Raw genomic sequence first — 21,132 nt, forward strand, 5'->3', positions numbered from 1 at the left:
GCAAAGAGTTCGGCACCGAGTTCGGCACCGAAATCGGCACAGAGTTCGGCACCGAGATCGGTGCCCGGCTTGATACCGGCGAGGGTGTCGCCGGAGCCTCTGGCACGGGCACGGGCACGGGCACGGGCACGGGCACGGGCACGGGCACGGGCACTGGCACCGAGCCCGGCGTCGGCACTGGCACCGATCCCGGCGTCGGTGCCGGCAATCCCACCGGCGTCGGCAAAGGCGCCTGCCTCGCCGCGTCGGACCGTGGCTCGGCCACCGTCTGGGTGGTGTGCGCGATCGCGGCGTTGTGCGTGGTCTTCGGTGCCGTACTGGCCATGGGGCAGGCCGTCGTGACCCGTCATCGCGCGGCGGGCGCCGCCGATCTCGCCGCGCTGGCGGCGGCGGATCACTGGACGGAGGGCGCTGCGGCGGCGTGCGCCGAGGCGGAGCGGGTGGCGCGGGCCCAGGGTGCCCGGCTCGCGCGGTGCGCGACCGAGGGCGAGATCTCGGACGTCACGGCGGCGTCGGGCCGGGGGCCTTTCGCCGCCGAGGTCAGGTCGAGAGCGGGCCCTGCGGGTCCGCCGGGCCGGCCGAGCCCTGCGGGTCCGAGCCAGCCGAGCCCCCAGGGTCCGAGCCGACCGAACCCTGGGTGCCCGGGCCGGCCGAGGCCTGCGGCTCCGGGCCATCTGCGGCCTGAGGGTCCGAGCCGGCCGAACCCTGGGTGCCCGGGCTGGCCGAGCCTTTCGGGTCCGGGCTGACCGAAGCCTGCCGGTCCGGCCGGGCCGAGCCCTGCGGATCTGGGCTGACCGAGGCCTGGGGGTCCGGGCCGGCCGAACCCTCCGGTGTCGGCCGCTCGCCCTCTCCCGGCTTCGGCGCCCCCTGCAGCAGCACCGTGAGCAACCGCACAGCACCCCGCTTGTGCAGGGGATCGTTGCCGTTGCCGCACTTGGGGGACTGGATGCAGGACGGGCAGCCGGCGTCGCATTCGCAGGAGGCGATGGCCTGCCGGGTGGCGGTGAGCCATTCGCGGGCGGTGTGGAAGGCGCGCTCCGCGAAGCCCGCGCCGCCCGGGTGGCCGTCGTACACGAAGACGGTGGGCAGCAGGGTGTCCGGGTGCAGCGGGACGGAGACACCTCCGATGTCCCAGCGGTCGCAGGTGGCGAACAGCGGGAGCATGCCGATCGAGGCGTGTTCGGCGGCGTGCAGGGCGCCGCCGAGGATCTCCGGGTTCACCCGGGCCGCGTCCAGTTGGTCCTCGGTGACGGTCCACCAGACGGCGCGGGTGCGGAGCGTACGAGGAGGGAGGTCGAGTTTGGTCTCACCGAGCACCTCGCCGGTGATGAGTCTGCGGCGCAGGAAGGAGACGACCTGGTTGGTGACCTCGACGGAGCCGTAGCACAACCGGCCCTCGCCCCAGGGGACTTCGACGTCCGTTTCCAGGACGGAGATGGCGGTGGTGTCGCGGGCGACCGTCGAGTACGGCGGGGCGGCCTCCTCGACCAGGGCGACGGAGTCCTCCAGGTCCAGCTTGCGCACCAGGTACGTACGGCCCTGGTGGAGGTGGACCGCGCCCTCGTGCACCGCGGTGTGCGCGGCACCCGCGTCGACCGTGCCGAGCAGCCGTCCGGTGCCGGACTCGACGACCTGGATCGGGGTGCCGCCACCGCCGCGGATGTCGGCGAGGTCCGCGGCCCGTTCGCGGCGCGTCCAGTGCCATGCCGACGTCCGGCGGCGCAGCAGCTTCGCGGCTTCCAGCTGCGGCAGCAGTTCCGCGGTGGCCGGGCCGAAGAGCTCCAGGTCCTCGTCCGTGAGGGGGAGTTCGGCGGCGGCCGCGCAGAGGTGGGGTGCGAGGACGTACGGGTTGTCGGGGTCGAGGACCGTGGACTCGACCGGCTGGTCGAAGAGGGCCTCGGGGTGATGCACGAGGAACGTGTCCAGTGGGTCGTCGCGGGCGATCATGATCGCCAGGGCGCCCTGTCCGGAGCGTCCCGCCCGCCCCGCCTGCTGCCACAGCGAGGCGCGGGTGCCGGGGTAGCCGGCGATGAGGACGGCGTCCAGGCCGGAGACGTCGACGCCGAGTTCGAGGGCGGTGGTGGCGGCGAGGGCGAGGAGTTCGCCGGAGTGGAGGGCGCGTTCGAGGGCGCGGCGTTCTTCGGGGAGGTAGCCGCCGCGGTAGGCCGCGACACGCCGGGCGAGGGAGCGGTCGATCTCGGCGAGCCGTTCCTGGGTGATCACCGCGATCAGCTCGGCGGCTCGCCGGGAGCGTACGAACGCTACGGACCGTACGCCCTGAAGGGTCAGGTCGGTGAGCAGGTCGGCGGTCTCGGCGGTGGCGGTACGCCGGACGGGGGCGCCCTTCTCGCCGTGCAGGTCGGTGAGCGGGGGCTCCCACAGGGCGAAGACGAGCTCGCCGCGGGGGGAGGCGTCGTCGACCACCTCGACGACCCGGAGCCCGGTCAGCCGGCCGGCGGCGACGGAGGGCTCGGCGGCGGTCGCGGAGGCCAGCAGGAAGACGGGAGAGGAGCCGTAGCGGGCACAGAGGCGGCGCAGGCGGCGCAGCACCTGCGCGACATGGGAGCCGAAGACGCCCCGGTAGGTGTGGCACTCGTCGATGACGACATAGCGCAGGGAGCGCAGGAAGGAGGCCCAGCGGGCGTGCGACGGCAGTATCCCGCGGTGGAGCATGTCGGGGTTGGTCAGCACGTAGTTGGCGTACTGGCGGACCCATTCACGTTCCTCGACCGGCGTGTCGCCGTCGTAGACGGCGGGGCGTACCGCATGGCCGAGGGGTTGTGAAAGTTCCTTCACGGATCGGCGCTGGTCAGCGGCGAGGGCCTTGGTGGGGGCGAGGTAGAGGGCGGTGGCGCCGCGGCCGTTCGCGGCCTCGGAGCCGTCGAGGAGCGCCGACAGGACCGGGGCGAGGTAGGCCAGGGACTTGCCGGAGGCCGTGCCCGTGGCGACGATCACGGACTCGCCGTCCAGGGCGTGCTCGGCGGCCCGTGCCTGGTGGGCCCAGGGATGTTCGATACCGCAGGCCTGCACCGCCGCGATGACCTCCGGACGGATCCGGTCCGGCCAGACGGCATGCCGACCCGCACGTGGGGGCAAGTGCTCCGTATGAGTGATGCGCGAAGCACGACTCGGCCCCGAGGCGAGCCGGTCCAGGACCGTGCCCGGCGAGGGGCGGGAAGCGGTGTCCGCCGAGGATCCATCGGATCGGTGATTCTTGGCCATCGGGTCCGAGTGTGTCACTGGCGTGACGGACAATGGAGCCAAGGCGTCGTACACGCCTGCCGGTAAGTGATTGAATGCCATCGCGGCTGGCGAACCGTCCCGGGGGCTCTGCCGAGGTGTCCCTTGGGGCGACCGCTCGATAGCAAGGTGCTGGAGGATCCGTGGACCTGTCCCTGTCGACCCGTACCGTCGGCGATCGTACGGTCGTCGAGGTCGGTGGCGAAATCGATGTATATACCGCGCCCAAGCTGCGCGAGCAGCTGGTCGAGCTGGTGAACGACGGCAATTTCCATCTTGTCGTCGACATGGAAGGTGTGGACTTCCTCGACTCCACCGGGCTCGGCGTGCTGGTTGGCGGACTGAAGCGGGTGCGTGCCCATGAGGGCTCGCTGCGGCTGGTCTGCAACCAGGAGCGCATTCTGAAGATCTTCCGCATCACCGGACTCACCAAGGTGTTCCCGATCCACACCTCGGTCGAGGAAGCGGTGGCGGCCACCGACTGACCCGTCTGACGGGCCGCGAGCCACCGGACGGCAGAAGTCGCGCGCCCATGACGGCAGAAGCAAGGACGGGGGACCGGGTCTCGGCGGCCCGGCCCCCTGACAGCACGCCCGTAGTTCTTAGGGGGATGCATGGCCACCGTTGAACTCCGCTTCAGCGCGCTGCCCGAGCACGTCAGGACCGCCCGACTGGTGGCGGCAGCGGTTGCGCGCAGGGCCGGAGTGGACGAGGCCGTACTCGACGAAGTCAGACTCGCCGTGGGCGAGGCCTGTACTCGTGCCGTCGGGCTGCATCAGAGCGGCGGCATCTCGGCGCCGGTTCATGTGTCGCTGATCGAGGAGGAGAAGCTGTTCTCCATCGAGGTCGGTGACGAGGCCCCGCGGACGGCTCCCGGAGACAAGGTGCCGGGCGCCCGCGGTGCGAGCGACGAACCGGACGTGGAGACCGAGGAGGACGAGATGGGCCTTGCGGTCATCAGCGGCCTCGTCGACGACGTGGAGGTGACCGCCGGCGAGCACGGCGGACTGATCAGGATGAGCTGGCCGACCACGCCGCCCGGCCTGCCTCTTCCCTGACCCTCCCGTCGTACCCCCTGCAGAACCCAAGCGAAGTACCCGTAGAACCTCAAGGGCCCTGCTCAGCAGGGCCCTTTTGCGTGCGCGGCGGCCGCTCCCGGCCTTTTCGTGAAATGATTCACGATCAATCACGCGATTATTCGATCAAGCGTCAACGCTTTTAGGGCGTTACCGCTTTCGGGTTCCGTGTGTACCGGCCGATCATTTGCTGTAGAGCATGTGAAGGCCAATTCCACTTACCGCCATCTGTTTTGATCAGGTTCCGGTACCTACAATCCGTCCACATCTTGAGCTCAGCACAGGCGTCAAGGAGGACGAATGGCGGGGCTTTCTACCCCTCAGCAGTTTGACCACCCCACAACCCTCGCGGCCGCGGTACTGACCGACGACAACCGGCTCATCGTGATGGTGATCGGGATCGTCGCGCTCGCGGCGCTCGTGGTCGCCGGGATCCTGGTACGCCAGGTTCTCGCGGCCGGCGAGGGCACCGACAGCATGAAGAAGATCGCGACGGCGATCCAGGAGGGCGCGAATGCCTACCTGGGGCGGCAGATGCGCACCCTCGGAGTTTTCGCCGTGGTGGTGTTCTTCCTGCTCATGCTGCTGCCCGCGGACGACTGGAATCAGCGTGCCGGCCGATCGATCTTCTTCTTGGTCGGTGCGGTGTTCTCGGCGACCACCGGCTATATCGGCATGTGGCTCGCCGTACGCAGCAATGTCCGCGTGGCCGCCGCGGCACGGGAAGCGACTCCGGCGGAGGGTGAGCCCGAAAAGGATCTCACCGCCGTCTCGCACAAAGCCATGAAGATCGCTTTCCGCACGGGCGGCGTCGTCGGCATGTTCACGGTGGGGCTCGGTCTGCTGGGCGCCTCGTGTGTAGTGCTGGTGTACGCGGCCGACGCACCGAAGGTCCTGGAGGGCTTCGGCCTCGGTGCCGCGCTGATCGCGATGTTCATGCGTGTCGGCGGCGGCATCTTCACCAAGGCCGCCGACGTCGGCGCCGACCTGGTCGGCAAGGTCGAGCAGGGCATTCCGGAGGACGATCCGCGCAATGCCGCGACCATCGCCGACAACGTGGGCGACAACGTCGGCGACTGCGCCGGTATGGCCGCCGACCTCTTCGAGTCGTACGCGGTGACGCTGGTCGCCGCGCTGATCCTCGGCAAGGCGGCGTTCGGTGACTCCGGGCTCGCGTTCCCGCTGATCGTGCCCGCGATCGGCGTACTCACCGCGATGGTCGGCATCTTCGCGGTGGCGCCCCGGCGCTCCGACCGCAGCGGCATGTCCGCGATCAACCGCGGGTTCTTCATCTCCGCGGTGATCTCGCTGGTCCTGGTGGCCGTGGCCGTCTACGTCTATCTGCCGTCCACGTACGGCGACCTCGACGGCGTCACCGACAAGGCCATCGCCGGTAACGACGGCGACCCGCGGGTTCTCGCGCTCATCGCGGTCGCCATCGGCATCGTGCTCGCCGCGCTGATCCAGCAGCTGACGGGCTACTTCACCGAGACCACGCGCCGTCCCGTCCGGGACATCGGCAAGAGTTCGCTCACCGGCGCGGCCACCGTCGTCCTCGCCGGTATCTCCATCGGTCTCGAATCGGCCGTCTACACCGCCCTGTTGATCGGCCTCGGCGTGTACGGGGCCTTCCTGCTCGGCGGTACGTCGATCATGCTGGCGCTCTTCGCGGTGGCACTGGCCGGCACCGGTCTGCTCACCACGGTCGGCGTCATCGTCGCCATGGACACCTTCGGGCCGGTCTCCGACAACGCGCAGGGCATCGCCGAGATGTCCGGCGACGTCGAGGGCGCGGGCGCGCAGGTGCTCACGGACCTGGACGCCGTGGGCAACACCACCAAGGCCATCACCAAGGGCATCGCCATCGCCACCGCCGTACTCGCGGCGTCGGCGCTCTTCGGGTCGTACCGCGACGCGATCTTCACGGCCGCGGACGACGTGGGCGAGAAGGTCTCCGGCGCGGGCGCGCCGCTGAACCTGATGATGGACATCTCGCAGCCCAACAACCTGGTGGGTCTCATCGCGGGCGCCGCGGTCGTCTTCCTCTTCTCGGGGCTGGCGATCAACGCGGTGTCGCGGTCCGCCGGGGCCGTGGTCTACGAGGTGCGGCGGCAGTTCCGCGAGCACCCCGGGATCATGGACTACAGCGAGCAGCCGGAGTACGGGCGCGTCGTCGACATCTGCACCAAGGACGCGTTGCGCGAGCTGGCCACTCCCGGTCTGCTCGCCGTGCTCACCCCGATCGCGATCGGATTCACGCTCGGGGTCGGCGCGCTCGGGTCGTTCCTCGCGGGCGCCATCGGCACCGGCACGCTGATGGCGGTCTTCCTCGCCAACTCCGGCGGTGCGTGGGACAACGCGAAGAAACTCGTCGAGGACGGTCACCACGGTGGCAAGGGCAGCGAGGCCCATGCCGCGACGGTGATCGGCGACACGGTCGGCGACCCGTTCAAGGACACCGCCGGTCCCGCGATCAACCCGCTGCTGAAGGTGATGAACCTGGTGGCGCTGCTGATCGCGCCCGCGGTCGTCAAGTTCTCCTACGGCGACGACAAGAGCGTGGGCATGCGCGTCCTCATCGCAGTGCTCTCGCTGCTGGTGATCGTGGTGGCGGTGTACGTCTCCAAGCGGCGCGGTATCGCCGTGGGTGACGAAGGCAACTCGGAAAGGGTGGCCAAGTCGGCTGATCCTGCAGTGGTTTCGTAGCTCACGGGACTTCACTGCTGGTCGGGATACCGGCCAACGGGCGGGCGGGCGGCGCGCATTGACGTGCCGCCCGCCCGTCCGTGTGTGTGCACGCCCTCTCCGTGAGCCTTCTCTCTCTGGTGCAAATGGCTGCAATAACGCATAAAGCAGACGTTGGACACGGGGCTGTCGCCCACTTGGCGTGTATGTTCCGGGGCCGAGAGCCATGGAAGGGACCAATCCGGTGAACAAGAAGCTCGCGGCCGCTGTGTCCGGCGGTGCGGTACTGGTGATGGCGCTGTCGGGATGCAGCAGCGACAGCGGCAACAACGACAAGCTGAACTCCTGGGCCAAGCAGGTCTGCGACGCGGTGCAGCCGCAGGCGCAGAAGATCGAGGCCGCCAACGCCGCGATCCAGAAGGAGACCTCGGACAACAGCACGCCGGCAGCCGTCCAGTCGACCGACTCCAAGGCCTTCCAGGACATGTCCGACGCCTACAAGGCGATCGGCGGCGCCGTCGACAAGGCGGGGGCCCCGGACGTCGAGAACGGCAAGAAGAAGCAGACGGACGCGGTCAACGAACTCAACGGCATCTCCTCGTCGTATGCCGACCTGAAGAAGCAGGTCGACGGGCTCGACACCAAGGACCAGGCGAAATTCGCCGATGGTCTCAAGGGCATCGCCACCCAGCTCGACAAGCTGAGCAAGAGCGGGAACGACGCGTTGAAGAAGCTCGAGGAGGGAGACGTGGGCAAGGCGATGGCGAAGCAGGAGAGCTGCAAGTCCGCGTCCGCGTCGGCGGGGGCTGGGGCCACCAAGGGCTGAGCTTCGGTTTGGGGACCCTCCGGGGGGTCCCGGGGGTCGGGGGTGGGTCCGGGGGTTCCCGGGGACACCTGGCGGCGCCTGGGCGAGTCTCTGGGTGGGGCGTGGGGTGAGGCGCGTGGCGCGTGGTGCGCGAGGCCGGCGTCCGGGCGCGAGGGTGCTTGGCGTGCGCCCGGCGTGTGCCACGTGCGGTGCGCCCCGCCTGTGGTGCGTGCGCTGCGCTTGCGCGCGGTGCGCCCGGCGTGAGGTGTGTGCGAGGCGCGGGGCGCGCGTGTGATGCGCCCGGCGTGATGTGTGTGCGATGCGCTGGGCGTGAGATACGTGCGATGCGCCCCGCGTGCGAGGCGCTCAGGGCGTGAGGGTGCAGGGCGGGGCGCCGGGTGAGGCGCCCGAACGCCCGTACGCCCGCCGGTGCTGCGCCCGCCCGCTCCGCGGGACGATTCTCGGTGTCCGTGCTCGGGGGACCCGACGGCCCGGGGAGGCGTTGCGGGTCACAATGGATGGGTGAGTCACACCAGCCTGTCCCCGTTGCCCTCGTCCGACCGTCCCGACGCTGCCGCGCGACTGCGCGAGGCCCTGCTCGGGGCCTCCTTCACCGTCGACGGGATGCTCGACCTGCTCGGCGCTCCCGCGTACGCGGCGCTGGCGCGGAGCGAGACCGTTCCCGCGCTCCGGGCGACCCGCGGGGACACGCCGCTGGAGACGCTCGTACGGCTCTTCCTGTTGCAGCAGCCCGTGCCGCACGCGCGCGTGGCGGACGTACTGCCCGTCGCCGACTGTCTGGACAGTGGTTGGCTGACCGCGGTCGGCGGGGACGAAGTGGCCGCGACCGTGGACGTCAGGCCGTACGGCGGGACGGACGGCGAGGACTGGTTCATCGTGTCCGACCTGGGGTGCGCGGTCGGCGGCGCCGGCGGCATCGGCAGCCGGGACGAAGGCGTCGTACTCGGTGTGGGCGGGGCCTCCACGACGCTCGCCGGCATCACTGTGCGGACGCCCGTCGCCTCCGCGCTCGACCTCGGCACCGGCTCCGGGATCCAGGCGCTGCACGCCGCGCAGCACGCCACGCGCGTGACGGCGACCGACCTCAACCCCCGCGCCCTGCAGATGACCGCGCTCACCCTCGCGCTCTCCGGTGCGCCTCAGGCCGATCTGCGGGAGGGCTCCCTCTTCGAGCCGGTGGGCGAGGAGACGTACGACCTGATCGTCTCGAACCCGCCGTTCGTGATCTCTCCCGGCGGCCGGCTCACGTACCGGGACGGCGGGATGGGCGGGGACGATCTGTGCCGCACGCTCGTTCAGCAGGCGGGGGATCGGCTGAACGACGGGGGATACGCGCAGTTCCTCGCCAACTGGCAGCACGTGGAAGGGGAGGACTGGCAGGACCGGCTCCGGTCCTGGGTGCCGCGCGGCTGTGACGCGTGGATCGTGCAGCGCGAGGTGCAGGACGTCACGCAGTACGCGGAGTTGTGGCTGCGCGACGCGGGCGACCACCGCAATGATCCGGCCGAGTACCAGGCGCGGTACGACGCCTGGCTCGACGAGTTCGAGGCGCGCAAGGTGCGGGCGGTGGGCTTCGGGTGGATCACGCTGCGGAAGGCTGCGGCCGCGCAGCCGTCGGTCACGGTCGAGGAGTGGCCCCACTCCGTGGAACAGCCGCTCGGCGACACCGTGCGCACGCATTTCGACCGCGTCGACTATCTGCGAGCCCACGACGACGCGGCGCTGCTCGCGGGGCACTTCAAGCTGGTGGCCGAGGTCGTCCAGGAGCAGGTCGGGCTGCCCGGAGCCGAGGACCCGGAGCACGTGGTGCTGCGTCAGCACCGCGGGATGCGGCGGGCCACCAAGGTGGACACCGTCGGCGCGGGCTTCGCGGGCGTGTGCGACGGCACGCTGAGCGCCGGGCGCATTCTCGACGCCATCGCCCAACTGGTCGGCGAGGATCCTGTGTTGCTGCGCGACCGGACGCCGGCGCAGATCCGGCTCCTGGTGGAGCAGGGGTTCATCGAGCCGACCGGGTGACGCGCGCGGCCACCTCGGCGTACGGGTGACGCGCGGCTGCTCTCTGCGCCGGCGGGGCGCGACTGCTGATCCCTGCGCCGGTGACGCGTGGCCGCTGCTCTCCGCGCCGGTGACGCGCGACTGCTGCTCTCTGCACCGGTGACGCGAGGCCGCCTCGCCGTCCGACTCGGGCGCGCTCCTGGATCGACAGGCCCTGGGCCACGGGCGACCCCTACGCCGGTGACACGCCCCCGGCGACGTACCCGCGTCCCCCGCAGGCGACGTATTCGCGTCGAATTGCCAACCCCCACGGCGCGCCCGGTGTTCGACCCGATCCATGCCGGACCACGGGCCCGATCCCGTGCCGGACCACAGGCCGGACGCCGGACCGCGCCGCCCGGAACGACAGATTCGCCACAGTTGGGGCGGACGTCGATGTCGTGCGGACGACGGGACACCCGGCCGCCAAGGCTCAGGCACCGCACGGCACAAGCGCCCCATGGCGACCCATGGGTTCCCGTCCGCCCCGCGTTCACCGTGGCGTCGCCCGCTCGATTCCCGGGCGTGCCAGCCTCCCGACCCTGGGTACCCGGGCGGAAGGACAGACCCATGGAAAGCGGACCGGCGATCTTCGTGGGGGCGGTGTTCGCCCTGTTCGGAGGCGGACTGGTGACGTGGACCGCGGCGCGGCTGCGCCACCGCGAGCCCGTCGCGCTCGGTGTGAACCCCGTCGCATCGGCGATGGTCGCGACCCTCGCGGCCTCGGGCGCGCTCGCGCTCGGCGCGTGGTGCTTCACGCGCGTGTGACGCCTCGTTCCCCGGCTGCCCGCCCGCTGGCCCCTCGTAATTGAGAGGTCACCCTCCGGATGGGGCAGAAACGGCTGGTGGCCACTCCGGGCGGCAGGAATGGCGGTAGTCGGGTTACCGTTCGAGTGGCCGTTGCGGGCTTTTCCCGTTTGACACGGGGGCGGGATGTACCGTCACACTCCGCAGCGTCAGCACGACACGACCCCCGGGAGCAAGCCCCGGGGAGACCCCCGCGTCGACCGGAGAGAAGAGCGAAGTTGTCCCCGACCAGCGACACCGCACACGGCGGCCGCCGACTCGTCATCGTCGAGTCGCCTGCCAAGGCGAAGACGATCAAGGGCTATCTCGGCCCCGGCTACGTCGTCGAAGCGAGCGTCGGGCACATCCGCGACCTCCCCAACGGCGCCGCGGAGGTGCCGGAGAAGTACACCGGCGAGGTGCGCCGTCTCGGCGTGGACGTCGAGAACGACTTCCAGCCGATCTACGTGGTCAACGCTGACAAGAAGGCCCAGGTCAAGAAGCTCAAGGACCTGCTGAAGGACTCCGACGAACTCTTCCTCGCCACCGATGAGGACCGCGAGGGCGAAGCCATCGCGTGGCACCTCCTCGAGGTCCTGAAGCCCAAGGTCCCCGTCCACCGGATGGTCTTCCACGAGATCACCAAGGACGCGATCCGCGAGGCCGTCGCCAACCCGCGCGACCTCAACCAGCGCATGGTCGACGCCCAGGAGACCCGCCGCATCCTCGACCGTCTCTACGGCTACGAGGTCTCGCCGGTCCTGTGGAAGAAGGTCATGCCGCGGCTGTCGGCGGGCCGTGTCCAGTCCGTGGCGACCCGTCTCGTCGTCGAGCGGGAGCGCGAGCGCATCGCCTTCCGCTCCGCCGAGTACTGGGACCTGACCGGCACCTTCGGCACCGGCCGCACCGGCGACGCGAGCGACCCGTCCAACCTGATCGCCCGGCTGACCGCGGTCGACGGCAAGCGCGTCGCCCAGGGCCGCGACTTCGACTCGCTCGGCCAGATCAAGGGCGCCAACACGCTCCACCTGGACGAGGCGAACGCCCGGGCACTCGCCGCCGCCCTGGAGAACACGGACTTCGCGGTCCGCTCGGTCGAGTCCAAGCCGTACCGCCGCTCGCCGTACGCCCCGTTCCGTACGACGACGCTCCAGCAGGAGGCCTCGCGCAAGCTCGGCTTCGGTGCGAAGGCGACCATGCAGGTGGCGCAGAAGCTGTACGAGAACGGCTTCATCACCTACATGCGTACGGACTCCACGACCCTGTCGGCGACGGCGATCACCGCCGCCCGCGCCCAGGTCACCCAGCTGTACGGCGCCGACTACCTCCCGGCCCAGCCGCGGACGTACGCCGGAAAGGTCAAGAACGCGCAGGAGGCGCACGAGGCGATCCGTCCCTCGGGTGATCGTTTCCGCACCCCGGCCGAGACGGGCCTGACCGGCGACCAGTTCCGGCTCTACGAACTGATCTGGAAGCGGACCGTCGCCTCCCAGATGAAGGACGCGGTCGGAAACTCCGTGACCGTCAAGATCGCGGGCACCTCCGCGGACGGCCGTGACGCCGAGTTCAGCGCGTCCGGCAAGACGATCACCTTCCACGGCTTCCTCAAGGCGTACGTCGAGGGCGCGGACGACCCGAACGCGGAGCTGGACGACCGGGAGCGCCGGCTGCCCCAGGTCACCGAGGGCGACCCGCTGTCCGCCGAGGAGCTCTCGGTCGACGGCCACGCCACCAAGCCTCCGGCCCGCTACACCGAGGCCAGCCTGGTCAAGGAGCTCGAAGAGCGCGAGATCGGCCGCCCATCGACGTACGCGTCGATCATCGGCACGATCCTCGACCGCGGTTACGTCTTCAAGAAGGGCACGGCGCTCGTGCCGTCCTTCCTGTCCTTCGCCGTGGTCAACCTCCTGGAGAAGCACTTCGGGCGGCTCGTCGACTACGACTTCACCGCCAAGATGGAGGACGACCTCGACCGCATCGCCCGGGGCGAGGCGCAGGCCGTGCCGTGGCTCAGGCGGTTCTACTTCGGCGAAGGCGAGGCGACCGGCGCCGCCGAGGCGGGCAACGGCGACGGCGACCACCTCGGCGGCCTCAAGGAGCTCGTCACCGACCTGGGCGCCATCGACGCCCGCGAGGTGTCCTCCTTCCCCGTCGGCAACGACATCGTGCTGCGCGTCGGCCGCTACGGGCCGTACGTCGAGCGCGGCGAGAAGGACTCCGAGAACCACCAGCGCGCCGACGTGCCCGAGGACCTGGCCCCGGACGAGCTGACGGTCGAACTCGCGGAGGAGCTGCTCGCCAAGCCGAGCGGCGACTTCGAGCTCGGCGCCGACCCGGTGTCGGGCCACCAGATCATCGCCAGGGACGGCCGCTACGGCCCGTACGTCACCGAGGTGCTCCCCGAGGGCACCCCGAAGACGGGCAAGAACGCCGTCAAGCCGCGTACCGCCTCGCTGTTCAAGTCGATGTCGCTGGATACGGTGACGCTCGACGACGCCCTGAAGCTGATGTCGCTGCCGCGGGTCGTCGGCAAGGACGCCGAGGGCGTGGAGATCACCGCGCAGAACGGCCGTTACGGGCCGTATCTGAAGAAGGGCACGGACTCGCGGTCGCTCACCGCCGAGGACCAGCTCTTCACCATCACGCTCGAAGAGGCGCTGGCGATCTACGCGCAGCCCAAGCAGCGTGGCCGTGCGGCCGCCAAGCCGCCGCTGAAGGAGCTGGGCGCGGATCCGGTCAGCGGGCAGCCCGTCGTCGTCAAGGACGGCCGTTTCGGGCCGTACGTCACCGATGGCGAGACCAACGCGACCCTGCGGTCCGGCGACAGCGTCGAGGAGATCACTCCGGAGCGCGGCTTCGAGCTGCTCGCCGAGAAGCGCGCCAAGGGCCCGGTCAAGAAGACCGCCAAGAAGGCCCCCGCCAAGAAGACGGCGACGAAGAAGGCTCCCGCCAAGAAAACGGCCGCAAAGAAGACGACGACTTCGAAGTCGGCCGCCAAGAAGGCACCTGCCAAGAAGGCCGCTGCCAAGAAGACGGCGGCTTCGGAGAGCTGACTCCGGGACTGCGGGTGGCTTCGGCCTCTCGGAGGCGCGTCCGCGCGGTGGCTTGTTATGTGTCTGCCCCTACACCTCCTGGTGTGGGGGCGTCCACATGTTCGGGCCGCCCCTTCGAGGACCGGGCGCCTCCGGATAGGCTGTCAGGATGACGCGAGCCGAGCAGCCAACGGCCCACCATCCGGCCTCCGACGACGCCCTGGTCGCAGATTCCCGGGAGCGCGCCGTCCGCGCTCTGCTGCGCCAACCGCAGCTGAAACGGTTGTGGAGCGCGCAGCTCGTGGGGGGTGTCGGCGACACCCTCGCCCTGCTCGTCCTCGTGGTCCTCGCACTTCAGGCGGCCATCGCGGGCGGCTCCTTCGGCGGTGGCTACCGCGGAGTGAGCCTCGCCGTGGCGGCGGTCTTCGGGGCGCGCGTTCTCGCCACGCTGCTCTTCGGCGCCGTACTTCTCGGACCGCTCAGTTCGCTCACCTCCCAGGACGGCCCGCTCGACCGGCGCTGGACCATGGTCGGGGCGGACGGACTGCGGGCCGGGCTGCTGATCGTCGCGCCGCTGTGGATCGACTGGACCCCGGACGACGCGCTGGCCGTGCTCCTGGTGACCGCCTTCGTGACCGGTGTCGCCGAGCGTTTCTGGACGGTGTGCCGCGAGAGCGCCGCGCCCGCGCTGCTGCCCGCGCCGCCCCTGGAGGGCGCGACGGTACGCCCGTTGCCGGACCACCTGGACGCGTTGCGGCGCCTGTCCCTGCGTACCAGCTTCGTGGCGGTGCCGATCGCGGCCGCAGGACTGGTCGTCGTATCGCTCTTCAACAACCTGCTGGGCGCCGGGATCGCCTGGTTCGACCAGCACCAGGCGGCGCTCGCGTCGTATGTCGCGGCCGGGCTGTTCGCCGCCTCGCTGTCGGTGCTGACCTTCCTCGAACTGCCCGAGACCCGCACCCCGCGCGCGCGGTCGCCCCTCGAGGGCCTGCGCCGTCCCAAGACCGGCTCGGGCGTCGACAAGGGCCGCACCGGAGCCGTCCCGCTGCTGGTGCCGGCCTGCGCGGCCGTCGCCGGGGCCGTCGCGGCCGCCGTCGCCGTCTCCGTGCTGCACGCCAAGGACCTGGGCGGCGGACCGGTCACGTACGGGCTGCTGGTGTTCGCGCTGACCGCGGGCGTCGTGATCGGCATCCGTACGGCGCCCGCCGTGCTGCCGTCGCTGTCGCGGCGCCGGCTGCTCGCGCTGGCGATCGCCTTCACCGGGATCGCGCTGCTCGCCGCCGGGCTCGTCCCGGACGTCACCACCGTGCTGCTGATCATGGGTCTCGCGGGCATCGGCGCGGGCGTCGCCGCCAACACCGGGCACACGCTGCTCGACCAGGAGACCGAGGAGTACCGGCGGCCGCGGACGACCGAGCATCTGCACGCGGTCGTACGGGTGTTCGTGGCGCTCGGCGCGCTCGTTGCGCCCCTGGTGGCCGCCGGCATCGGCCCGCACCGGCTGGAGAACGGCAAGTTCGTCTTCGCCCACGGCGGTGCGGCGTTCACGCTGATGCTGGTCGGCGCGCTGCTGCTGCCGGTCGCCGCGCTGGTGCTCGCCAAGGTCGACGACCGCTCCGGAGTGCCACTGCGGCACGACCTGCGGGACGCGCTGCGCGGCGGCGACGACCCGGAGCAGGCGGCGGCCACGAACGGCTTCTTCATCGCCCTGGAGGGCGGCGACGGCGCCGGGAAGTCGACGCAGGCGGAGGCCCTCGCGGAGTGGATCCGGGCCAAGGGCCACGAGGTCGTCGTGACGCGGGAGCCCGGGGCCACGCCGGTCGGCAAGCGCCTGCGGTCGATTCTGCTGGACGTGTCGTCGGCGGGGCTTTCGCACCGCGCGGAGGCGCTGTTGTACGCGGCCGACCGTGCGGAGCACGTCGACACCGTGGTGCGGCCCGCGCTGGAGCGGGGTGCCGTCGTCGTCTCGGACCGGTACATCGACTCCTCGGTGGCGTACCAGGGGGCCGGACGTGATCTGTCGCCGACCGAGATCGCGCGGATCTCGCGCTGGGCGACCGACGGCCTGGTGCCGCATCTGACCGTGCTCCTCGACGTCTCGCCGGAGACCGCTCGCGAGCGGTTCACGGAGGCGCCCGACCGGCTGGAGTCGGAGCCCGCCGAGTTCCACACGCGCGTGCGGTCCGGTTTCCTGACGCTCGCCGCGGCCGCACCTGCCCGCTATCTGATCGTCGACGCGGGCCAGGAGCCCGAGGCGGTCACCACGGTCATCCGGCACCGCCTCGACGTGATGCTGCCCCTCTCCGAGGCCGAGGTGAAGGCTCAGGAAGAGGCCCGCAAGGCGGCCGAGGAAGAACTGCGCCGCAAGGCCGAGGCGGAGGCCGCGCGCAAGGCCGAGGAGGAGCGCCTGGAGCGTGAGCGCCAGGAGCAGCTCGCCCGGCTGCGCGCCGAGGAGGAGGAGCGCAAGCAGCGCGAGCTGGAGGAGGCCCAGCGGCGCGAGGCCGAGCGCCAGGCCGAGGAGGCCCGGGTACGCGCCGAGGAGTCCCGCCGCCGTGCCGAGGAGGAGCGGGTCCGCAAGCTCGCCGAGGAGCAGGCGCGGGCCGCCGAGCAGGACCGCTTGCGCAAGCAGGCCGAGGAGGAGGCGCGGCTGCGGGCCGAGGCGGAGGCGCGCCGCGTGGAGAAGCAGCGGAAGGCCGAGGAGGCCCTGCTGCGGGCGGAGTCCGCGCGGCGGGCGGCGGCGGAGGCCGCGGCTGCTTCGGCCGCGGCGGGTGCCGCCGCGGCGGCCGCGGTGACTTCGGCGGAGCCGTCGGAGGGCGGTTCGGCCGCGTCGAGCGCGTCCGCGTCGCCGTCGGATTCCGGCAACGAGACGACCGTGCCGACGCCGGTCGTGACGCCGTCGAACGCGTCCGGCGGGCCGGTGGACGAGACGGCCGTACTGCGGCCTGTCCGGCCCGGCGATTCCGAGGGACGCGGCGATGCGGATTCCGGGGCGGGTACGGGTGGGGGCTCGGGTTCCGGGTCCCGCTCGGGTTCCAAGGCCCGTACGGGTCGGGGTTCCGGCTCCGGTTCCGGCTCGCGGTCCGATGCCGAGGAGACGGCCAAGCTGCCGATTCCGCCGGCGCCGAAGGGCGCGGCGGACGAGACGGCGGTGCTGCCTCCGGTGGCGCCGGGGGCTGATGAGACGGCGGTGCTGCCTCCCGTGGTTCCGGGGGCCGCGGACGAGACGACTGTGCTGCCTCCGGTACGGGACGGGGGTGCCGCTCCGCGGGACGCGGGCACCGGGCCCGTACGTGACCGGGGCGCGGCTCCGGTGCAGGACGACGGTGCGGGTGACCCCGCGGACAGGGTCCCGCCGGGCTTCTTCCGCGACGAGCGCCAGGGTCACCGGCCCGATGACGGCAACGACCGCACCCGTGAACTCCCTCAGGTCGACGCCGAAGGCAGTCCGCGCCGCCGGCCCCGCTCCGACTGGGCTGAGGAGACCCCGCTGGACGACCTGCCGACCCTCGCGGACGAGCTGCTCGGCCCGCACGAGGACGACGACTGGGACGACGGGCGCGGCAAGGGCGGGCGTCGGCGCTGAGGCCGCTTGGGGCGGGCGTCGGCGTTGGGGCCGGTGGAGGCACGGGTTGGTGCTGAGGCCGGTCAAGGCGTGCGCTGGTGCTGAGGCCGGTCAAGGCGTGCACTGGCGCTGGGGCAGGGGACGGTGCTGAGGCCGGTCAGGAGGGCGTCGGCCGTTGGGGCCGGTGGAGGCAGCGGTCGGCGCTGAGGCTGGTCAAGGCGCGTCGGCGCTGACGCTGGTCAAGGCGGGCGTCGGCGCTGACGCCGGTCGGAGCGGTTGCCGGCGCTGAGGCCCGTCGGGGTGGCCGGCGGGGCGGCGTTGTCAGTCCCCTCCCGCACAATGGGACGCGGCAAGGCGAAGTGCGACGAAAAGGCGGTGCCCCATGCCCGTATGGGACGACCTGGTGGGTCAGGAGAAGGTGACTTCTCAGCTCGCCGCGGCCGCCCGTGACGCCGACGCGTTGGTGACGGCGAACACGACCAGCACCGCACCTCCCGAGGCGTCGAAGATGACGCACGCCTGGCTCTTCACCGGCCCGCCCGGCTCCGGCCGCTCCACGGCGGCCCGCGCCTTCGCCGCGGCGCTCCAGTGCGTGAGCCCCGACCGCGCGCTGGGCGGCGTGCCCGGCTGCGGATTCTGCGACGGCTGTCATACGAGCCTGGTGGGCACGCACGCCGATGTGCAGATCATCCGCACCGACCTCCTCTCCATCGGCGTCAAGGACACCCGCGACCTGGTCCGCCGCGCCCAGCTGTCCCCGGCGAACGGGCGGTGGCAGGTCATCGTCATGGAGGACGCCGACCGCCTCACCGAGGGCGCGGGCAACGTGATTCTGAAAGCGGTCGAGGAGCCGGCCCCCCGCACGGTCTGGCTGCTGTGCGCCCCGTCCATCGAGGACGTCCTGCCGACGATCCGTTCCCGTTGCCGCCTGCTCACACTGCGTACCCCGCCGGTGGACGCGGTCGCCGACATCCTCGTACGCCGTGACGGCATCGAGCCGGCCGTCGCGGCCGCCGCCGCCCGCGCCACCCAGGGGCACATCGGCCGGGCCCGCCGGCTGGCCACGGACGAGCGGGCCCGCTCCCGCCGGGCCGCCGTCCTCAAGCTGCCGCTTCGTGTCGACGACATCGGTGGCTGCCTCAAAGCCGCCCAGGAGCTGATCGACACGGCGTCGGAGGACGCCAAGCAGCTCGCCGAAGAGGTCGACGTGAAGGAGACCGAGGACCTGAAGGTGGCGCTCGGGGCGGAGAAGGGCGGCCGGATGCCGCGCGGCACCGCCGGCGTCATGAAGGACCTCGAGGACAGGCAGAAGCGCCGGCGTACGCGTACGCAGCGCGACAGCCTCGACCTGGCCCTGATCGACCTCACGGGCTTCTACCGCGATGTGCTCGCCCTGCAGCTCGGCTCGCGCGTGGCCATCGCCAACACGGAGGTCCACGACTCCCTGGAGCGCATAGCGCGCGGCAGCTCGCCTGAGGCGACCCTGCGCCGCATCGACGCGATCGGGGCCTGCCGCGAGGCTCTCGACCGGAACGTGGCACCGCTGCTCGCGGTGGAGGCGATGACGGTGTCGCTGCGCGCGGGCTGACGCTCGTACCGTTGCTGCGTGTGGGCTCCGCCCTCTTGCCGTGGGTGGGTCGGGTTGGTCCTCGTTCCGCCGCTGCGTGTGGGCTGGCCCTCGTGCCTTCGCCGCGGTCGAGCTGACCCTCGTGCCGTCGCTGCGGTCGGGCTGGCCTTCGTGCCGTGGGCGGGCCGGATTGGCCTCGTGCCTGTCGGTGGGTCGGGCCGCCTCCTGCCATCGGGGGGCCGTTCATCGGGCCTTCGGGAGCGGCTGGTTGACGGCATCACTCGTACGAGTCGCATCGGTCGCTAATGGTGATCAAGCCATCGCGCACGGTTACGCTCGCGGGATGCACATCAGGCGCCCCCTCGGGCCGATCCGTACCCACCGGCCGACCGCGTCCCGTCGCACGATCCGGGCCCTCCGTACCCCCTTCCGTCCCCCCTTCCGCACCGGCGGCACGCTGCTCGCGACCACCGCGCTGCTCATCTCCGCCTGCTCATCGGGCGGTTCGACCAGCACGTCGACGGCGGACGCGGTGCTGGCCGCGCTGCCCCGTGCCACGCCGTCGACGCTGTCGCCGTACTACGGACAGAAGCTGAGCTGGCGCACCTGCGGCGTCCCCGGCTTCGAGTGCGCCACGATGAAGGCGCCGCTCGACTACGCCAAGCCGGCTTCCGGCAGCATCAGGCTGGCCGTCGCCCGCAAGAAGGCCACGGGCCCGGGCGAGCGCCTGGGCTCGCTGCTGGTCAACCCCGGTGGCCCGGGCGGCTCGGCGGTCGGCTATCTGCAGTCGTACGCGGGCATCGGTTACCCGGCGGCGGTCCGTGCCCGTTACGACATGGTGGCGATCGACCCGCGCGGGGTGGCCCGCAGCGAGCCGGTCGAATGTCTCTCCGGCCGGCAGATGGACACGTACACGCAGACGGACGTCACCCCGGACGACAAGCAGGAGACGACCCAACTGGTCGGCGCCTACAAGAAGTTCGCTGAGGGCTGCGGCAAGCGCTCGGCCGATCTCCTGCGGCACGTGTCGACGGTCGAGGCGGCTCGCGACATGGACGTCCTGCGCGCCGCGCTCGGCGACCGGAAGCTGACGTATGTGGGCGCCTCGTACGGCACGTTCCTCGGGGCGACGTACGCCGGGCTCTATCCGGACCGGGTGGGGCGCCTCGTGCTGGACGGGGCGATGGATCCGTCGCTGTCGGCCCGCAGGATGAACGAGGACCAGACGGCCGGGTTCGAGACGGCGTTCCAGTCCTTCGCGAAGGACTGCGTGCGCCAGAGCGACTGCCCGCTGGGCCGCGCGGGCACGAGCACGGACCAGGTGGGCAAGAACCTGAAGGCGTTCTTCACGCGGCTCGACAAGGAGCCCATCCCGACGGGCGACGTGGACGGACGCAAGCTCGGGGAGGCGCTGGCCACCACCGGCGTGATCGCGGCGATGTACGACGAGGGGGCCTGGCCGCAGCTGCGCGAGGCGCTCGGCTCGGCCATGAAGGAGAAGGACGGCGCCGGTCTGCTCGTCCTGTCGGACAGCTACTACGAGCGGGACGCGGACGGTAAGTACACGAACCTGATGTTCGCCAACGCGGCCGTGAACTGCCTGGACCTTCCGGCGGCCTTCTCCGGCCCCGACCAGGTGGACAAGGCGCTGCCCGACTTCGAAAAGGCCTCCCCGGTCTTCGGCAAGGGCCTGGCGTGGGCCTCCCTGAACTGCGCGTACTGGCCGGTGAAGCCCACCGGTGAGTCCCGTCGCATCGAGGCGAAGGGCGCGGCCCCGATCCTGGTGGTCGGCACCACCCGGGACCCGGCCACCCCCTACCCCTGGGCGCAGTCCCTGGCCGACCAGCTCTCCTCCGCGACCCTCCTCACGTACAACGGCGACGGCCACACCGCGTACGGTCGCGGGAGCGCTTGCATCGACTCCGCGATCAACCGCTACCTGCTCCAGGGCACCCCGCCCAGCAAGGGAAAGCGCTGCTCATAGCACCTCCGCACGCCCCGGTGGCGCAGGCCCCGGGGCGTGTACGGAGCACCCTTGGAAACTGTGTAGACTTACCGACGTTGCTGATCGCACCATAGTGCGGACAGCGCGCCGCCTTAGCTCAGATGGCCAGAGCAACGCACTCGTAATGCGTAGGTCTCGGGTTCGAATCCCGAAGGCGGCTCTGTAGAAGCCCCAGACTCTCACTCGCCGTGACCTGGGGCTTTTGCTTTTGGCAGATGCGGTGGTGGGGGCAGAAGCGGGCCTCTTGCGTGTCGCTGGTCTCAGTTCTGGTCTCAGTCACGGGTTCAGATGGGGGTGTGAAGCGCTTCCGCCCCGG

Annotated in this window: 11 protein-coding genes, 1 tRNA gene and 1 pseudogene; 12 read left to right on the plus strand and 1 reads right to left on the minus strand. The window is 71.3% G+C overall.

All coding sequences use genetic code 11. From position 1 onward, the window contains the following. Positions 1-272 precede the first annotated feature (272 nt). Positions 273-620: pseudogene (locus ACFWM2_RS36975) on the plus strand (Rv3654c family TadE-like protein); the annotation flags it as partial. Here ACFWM2_RS36975 and ACFWM2_RS36980 read toward each other — a convergent pair. Further along, entirely contained in the window at positions 541-3,303 is a 2,763-nt protein-coding gene (locus tag ACFWM2_RS36980) for a DEAD/DEAH box helicase (RefSeq protein WP_383289571.1), read from the minus strand. The pseudogene ACFWM2_RS36975 and the gene ACFWM2_RS36980 overlap by 80 nt on opposite strands. An 80-nt stretch (positions 3,304-3,383) precedes the next feature. On the opposite strand from ACFWM2_RS36980, the gene bldG reads away from it, so the two are divergent. The 11 genes from bldG (at position 3,384) to ACFWM2_RS37035 (ending at position 20,976) form a co-directional block, all read left to right on the plus strand. Then, the gene (gene bldG / locus ACFWM2_RS36985) at positions 3,384-3,725 is read left to right on the plus strand and encodes an anti-sigma factor antagonist BldG (RefSeq protein WP_010986038.1); all 342 of its coding nucleotides are present in this window, start codon (positions 3,384-3,386) and stop codon (positions 3,723-3,725) included. 129 nt (positions 3,726-3,854) lie between these two features. Further along, complete coding sequence (locus ACFWM2_RS36990; protein ID WP_383289575.1) at positions 3,855-4,298, plus strand: ATP-binding protein; 444 nt, start codon at positions 3,855-3,857, stop codon at positions 4,296-4,298. Between the two features lie 318 nt (positions 4,299-4,616). Further along, complete coding sequence (locus ACFWM2_RS36995; RefSeq protein WP_383289578.1) at positions 4,617-7,022, plus strand: sodium-translocating pyrophosphatase; 2,406 nt, start codon at positions 4,617-4,619, stop codon at positions 7,020-7,022. Between the two features lie 205 nt (positions 7,023-7,227). After that, complete coding sequence (locus tag ACFWM2_RS37000; RefSeq protein ID WP_383289581.1) at positions 7,228-7,827, plus strand: small secreted protein; 600 nt, start codon at positions 7,228-7,230, stop codon at positions 7,825-7,827. A gap of 501 nt (positions 7,828-8,328) precedes the next feature. Then, on the plus strand, positions 8,329-9,846 hold the full coding sequence (locus ACFWM2_RS37005; protein WP_383289584.1) for a methyltransferase: 1,518 nt from the start codon (positions 8,329-8,331) through the stop codon (positions 9,844-9,846). A 588-nt stretch (positions 9,847-10,434) separates the two neighbouring features. Beyond that, on the plus strand, positions 10,435-10,632 hold the full coding sequence (locus ACFWM2_RS37010) for a hypothetical protein (RefSeq protein WP_383289587.1): 198 nt from the start codon (positions 10,435-10,437) through the stop codon (positions 10,630-10,632). Between the two features lie 257 nt (positions 10,633-10,889). After that, on the plus strand, positions 10,890-13,703 hold the full coding sequence (gene topA / locus ACFWM2_RS37015) for a type I DNA topoisomerase (RefSeq protein WP_383289590.1): 2,814 nt from the start codon (positions 10,890-10,892) through the stop codon (positions 13,701-13,703). 148 nt (positions 13,704-13,851) lie between these two features. After that, positions 13,852-17,265, plus strand: coding sequence for a dTMP kinase (tmk, locus tag ACFWM2_RS37020; protein ID WP_383289593.1), 3,414 nt, complete (start codon positions 13,852-13,854; stop codon positions 17,263-17,265). A gap of 361 nt (positions 17,266-17,626) precedes the next feature. After that, positions 17,627-18,832 carry a DNA polymerase III subunit delta' gene (locus ACFWM2_RS37025; RefSeq protein ID WP_383289596.1) on the plus strand — a complete coding sequence of 402 codons (1,206 nt, stop codon included), beginning with the start codon at positions 17,627-17,629 and terminating at the stop codon, positions 18,830-18,832. 322 nt (positions 18,833-19,154) lie between these two features. Next, the gene (locus tag ACFWM2_RS37030; protein ID WP_383289599.1) at positions 19,155-20,795 is read left to right on the plus strand and encodes an alpha/beta hydrolase; all 1,641 of its coding nucleotides are present in this window, start codon (positions 19,155-19,157) and stop codon (positions 20,793-20,795) included. Positions 20,796-20,902: 107 nt separating this feature from the next. Further along, positions 20,903-20,976 (plus strand) — tRNA-Thr (locus ACFWM2_RS37035). The last annotated feature ends 156 nt before the right edge of the window (positions 20,977-21,132 follow it).

The sequence above is a fragment of the Streptomyces sp. NPDC058371 genome (assembly GCF_042723265.1).
Classification (GTDB): domain Bacteria; phylum Actinomycetota; class Actinomycetes; order Streptomycetales; family Streptomycetaceae; genus Streptomyces.

Bases quoted from the DNA above. Each gene is read 5' to 3' on its own strand.
- ACFWM2_RS36980 (WP_383289571.1), bottom strand. From the start codon at position 3,303: ATGGCATTCAATCACTTACCGGCAGGCGTGTACGACGCCTTGGCTCCA.
- ACFWM2_RS36990 (WP_383289575.1), top strand. From the start codon at position 3,855: ATGGCCACCGTTGAACTCCGCTTCAGCGCGCTGCCCGAGCACGTCAGG.
- ACFWM2_RS36995 (WP_383289578.1), top strand. From the start codon at position 4,617: ATGGCGGGGCTTTCTACCCCTCAGCAGTTTGACCACCCCACAACCCTC.
- ACFWM2_RS37000 (WP_383289581.1), top strand. From the start codon at position 7,228: ATGGAAGGGACCAATCCGGTGAACAAGAAGCTCGCGGCCGCTGTGTCC.
- ACFWM2_RS37010 (WP_383289587.1), top strand. From the start codon at position 10,435: ATGGAAAGCGGACCGGCGATCTTCGTGGGGGCGGTGTTCGCCCTGTTC.
- tmk (WP_383289593.1), top strand. From the start codon at position 13,852: ATGACGCGAGCCGAGCAGCCAACGGCCCACCATCCGGCCTCCGACGAC.
- ACFWM2_RS37025 (WP_383289596.1), top strand. From the start codon at position 17,627: ATGCCCGTATGGGACGACCTGGTGGGTCAGGAGAAGGTGACTTCTCAG.
- ACFWM2_RS37030 (WP_383289599.1), top strand. From the start codon at position 19,155: ATGCACATCAGGCGCCCCCTCGGGCCGATCCGTACCCACCGGCCGACC.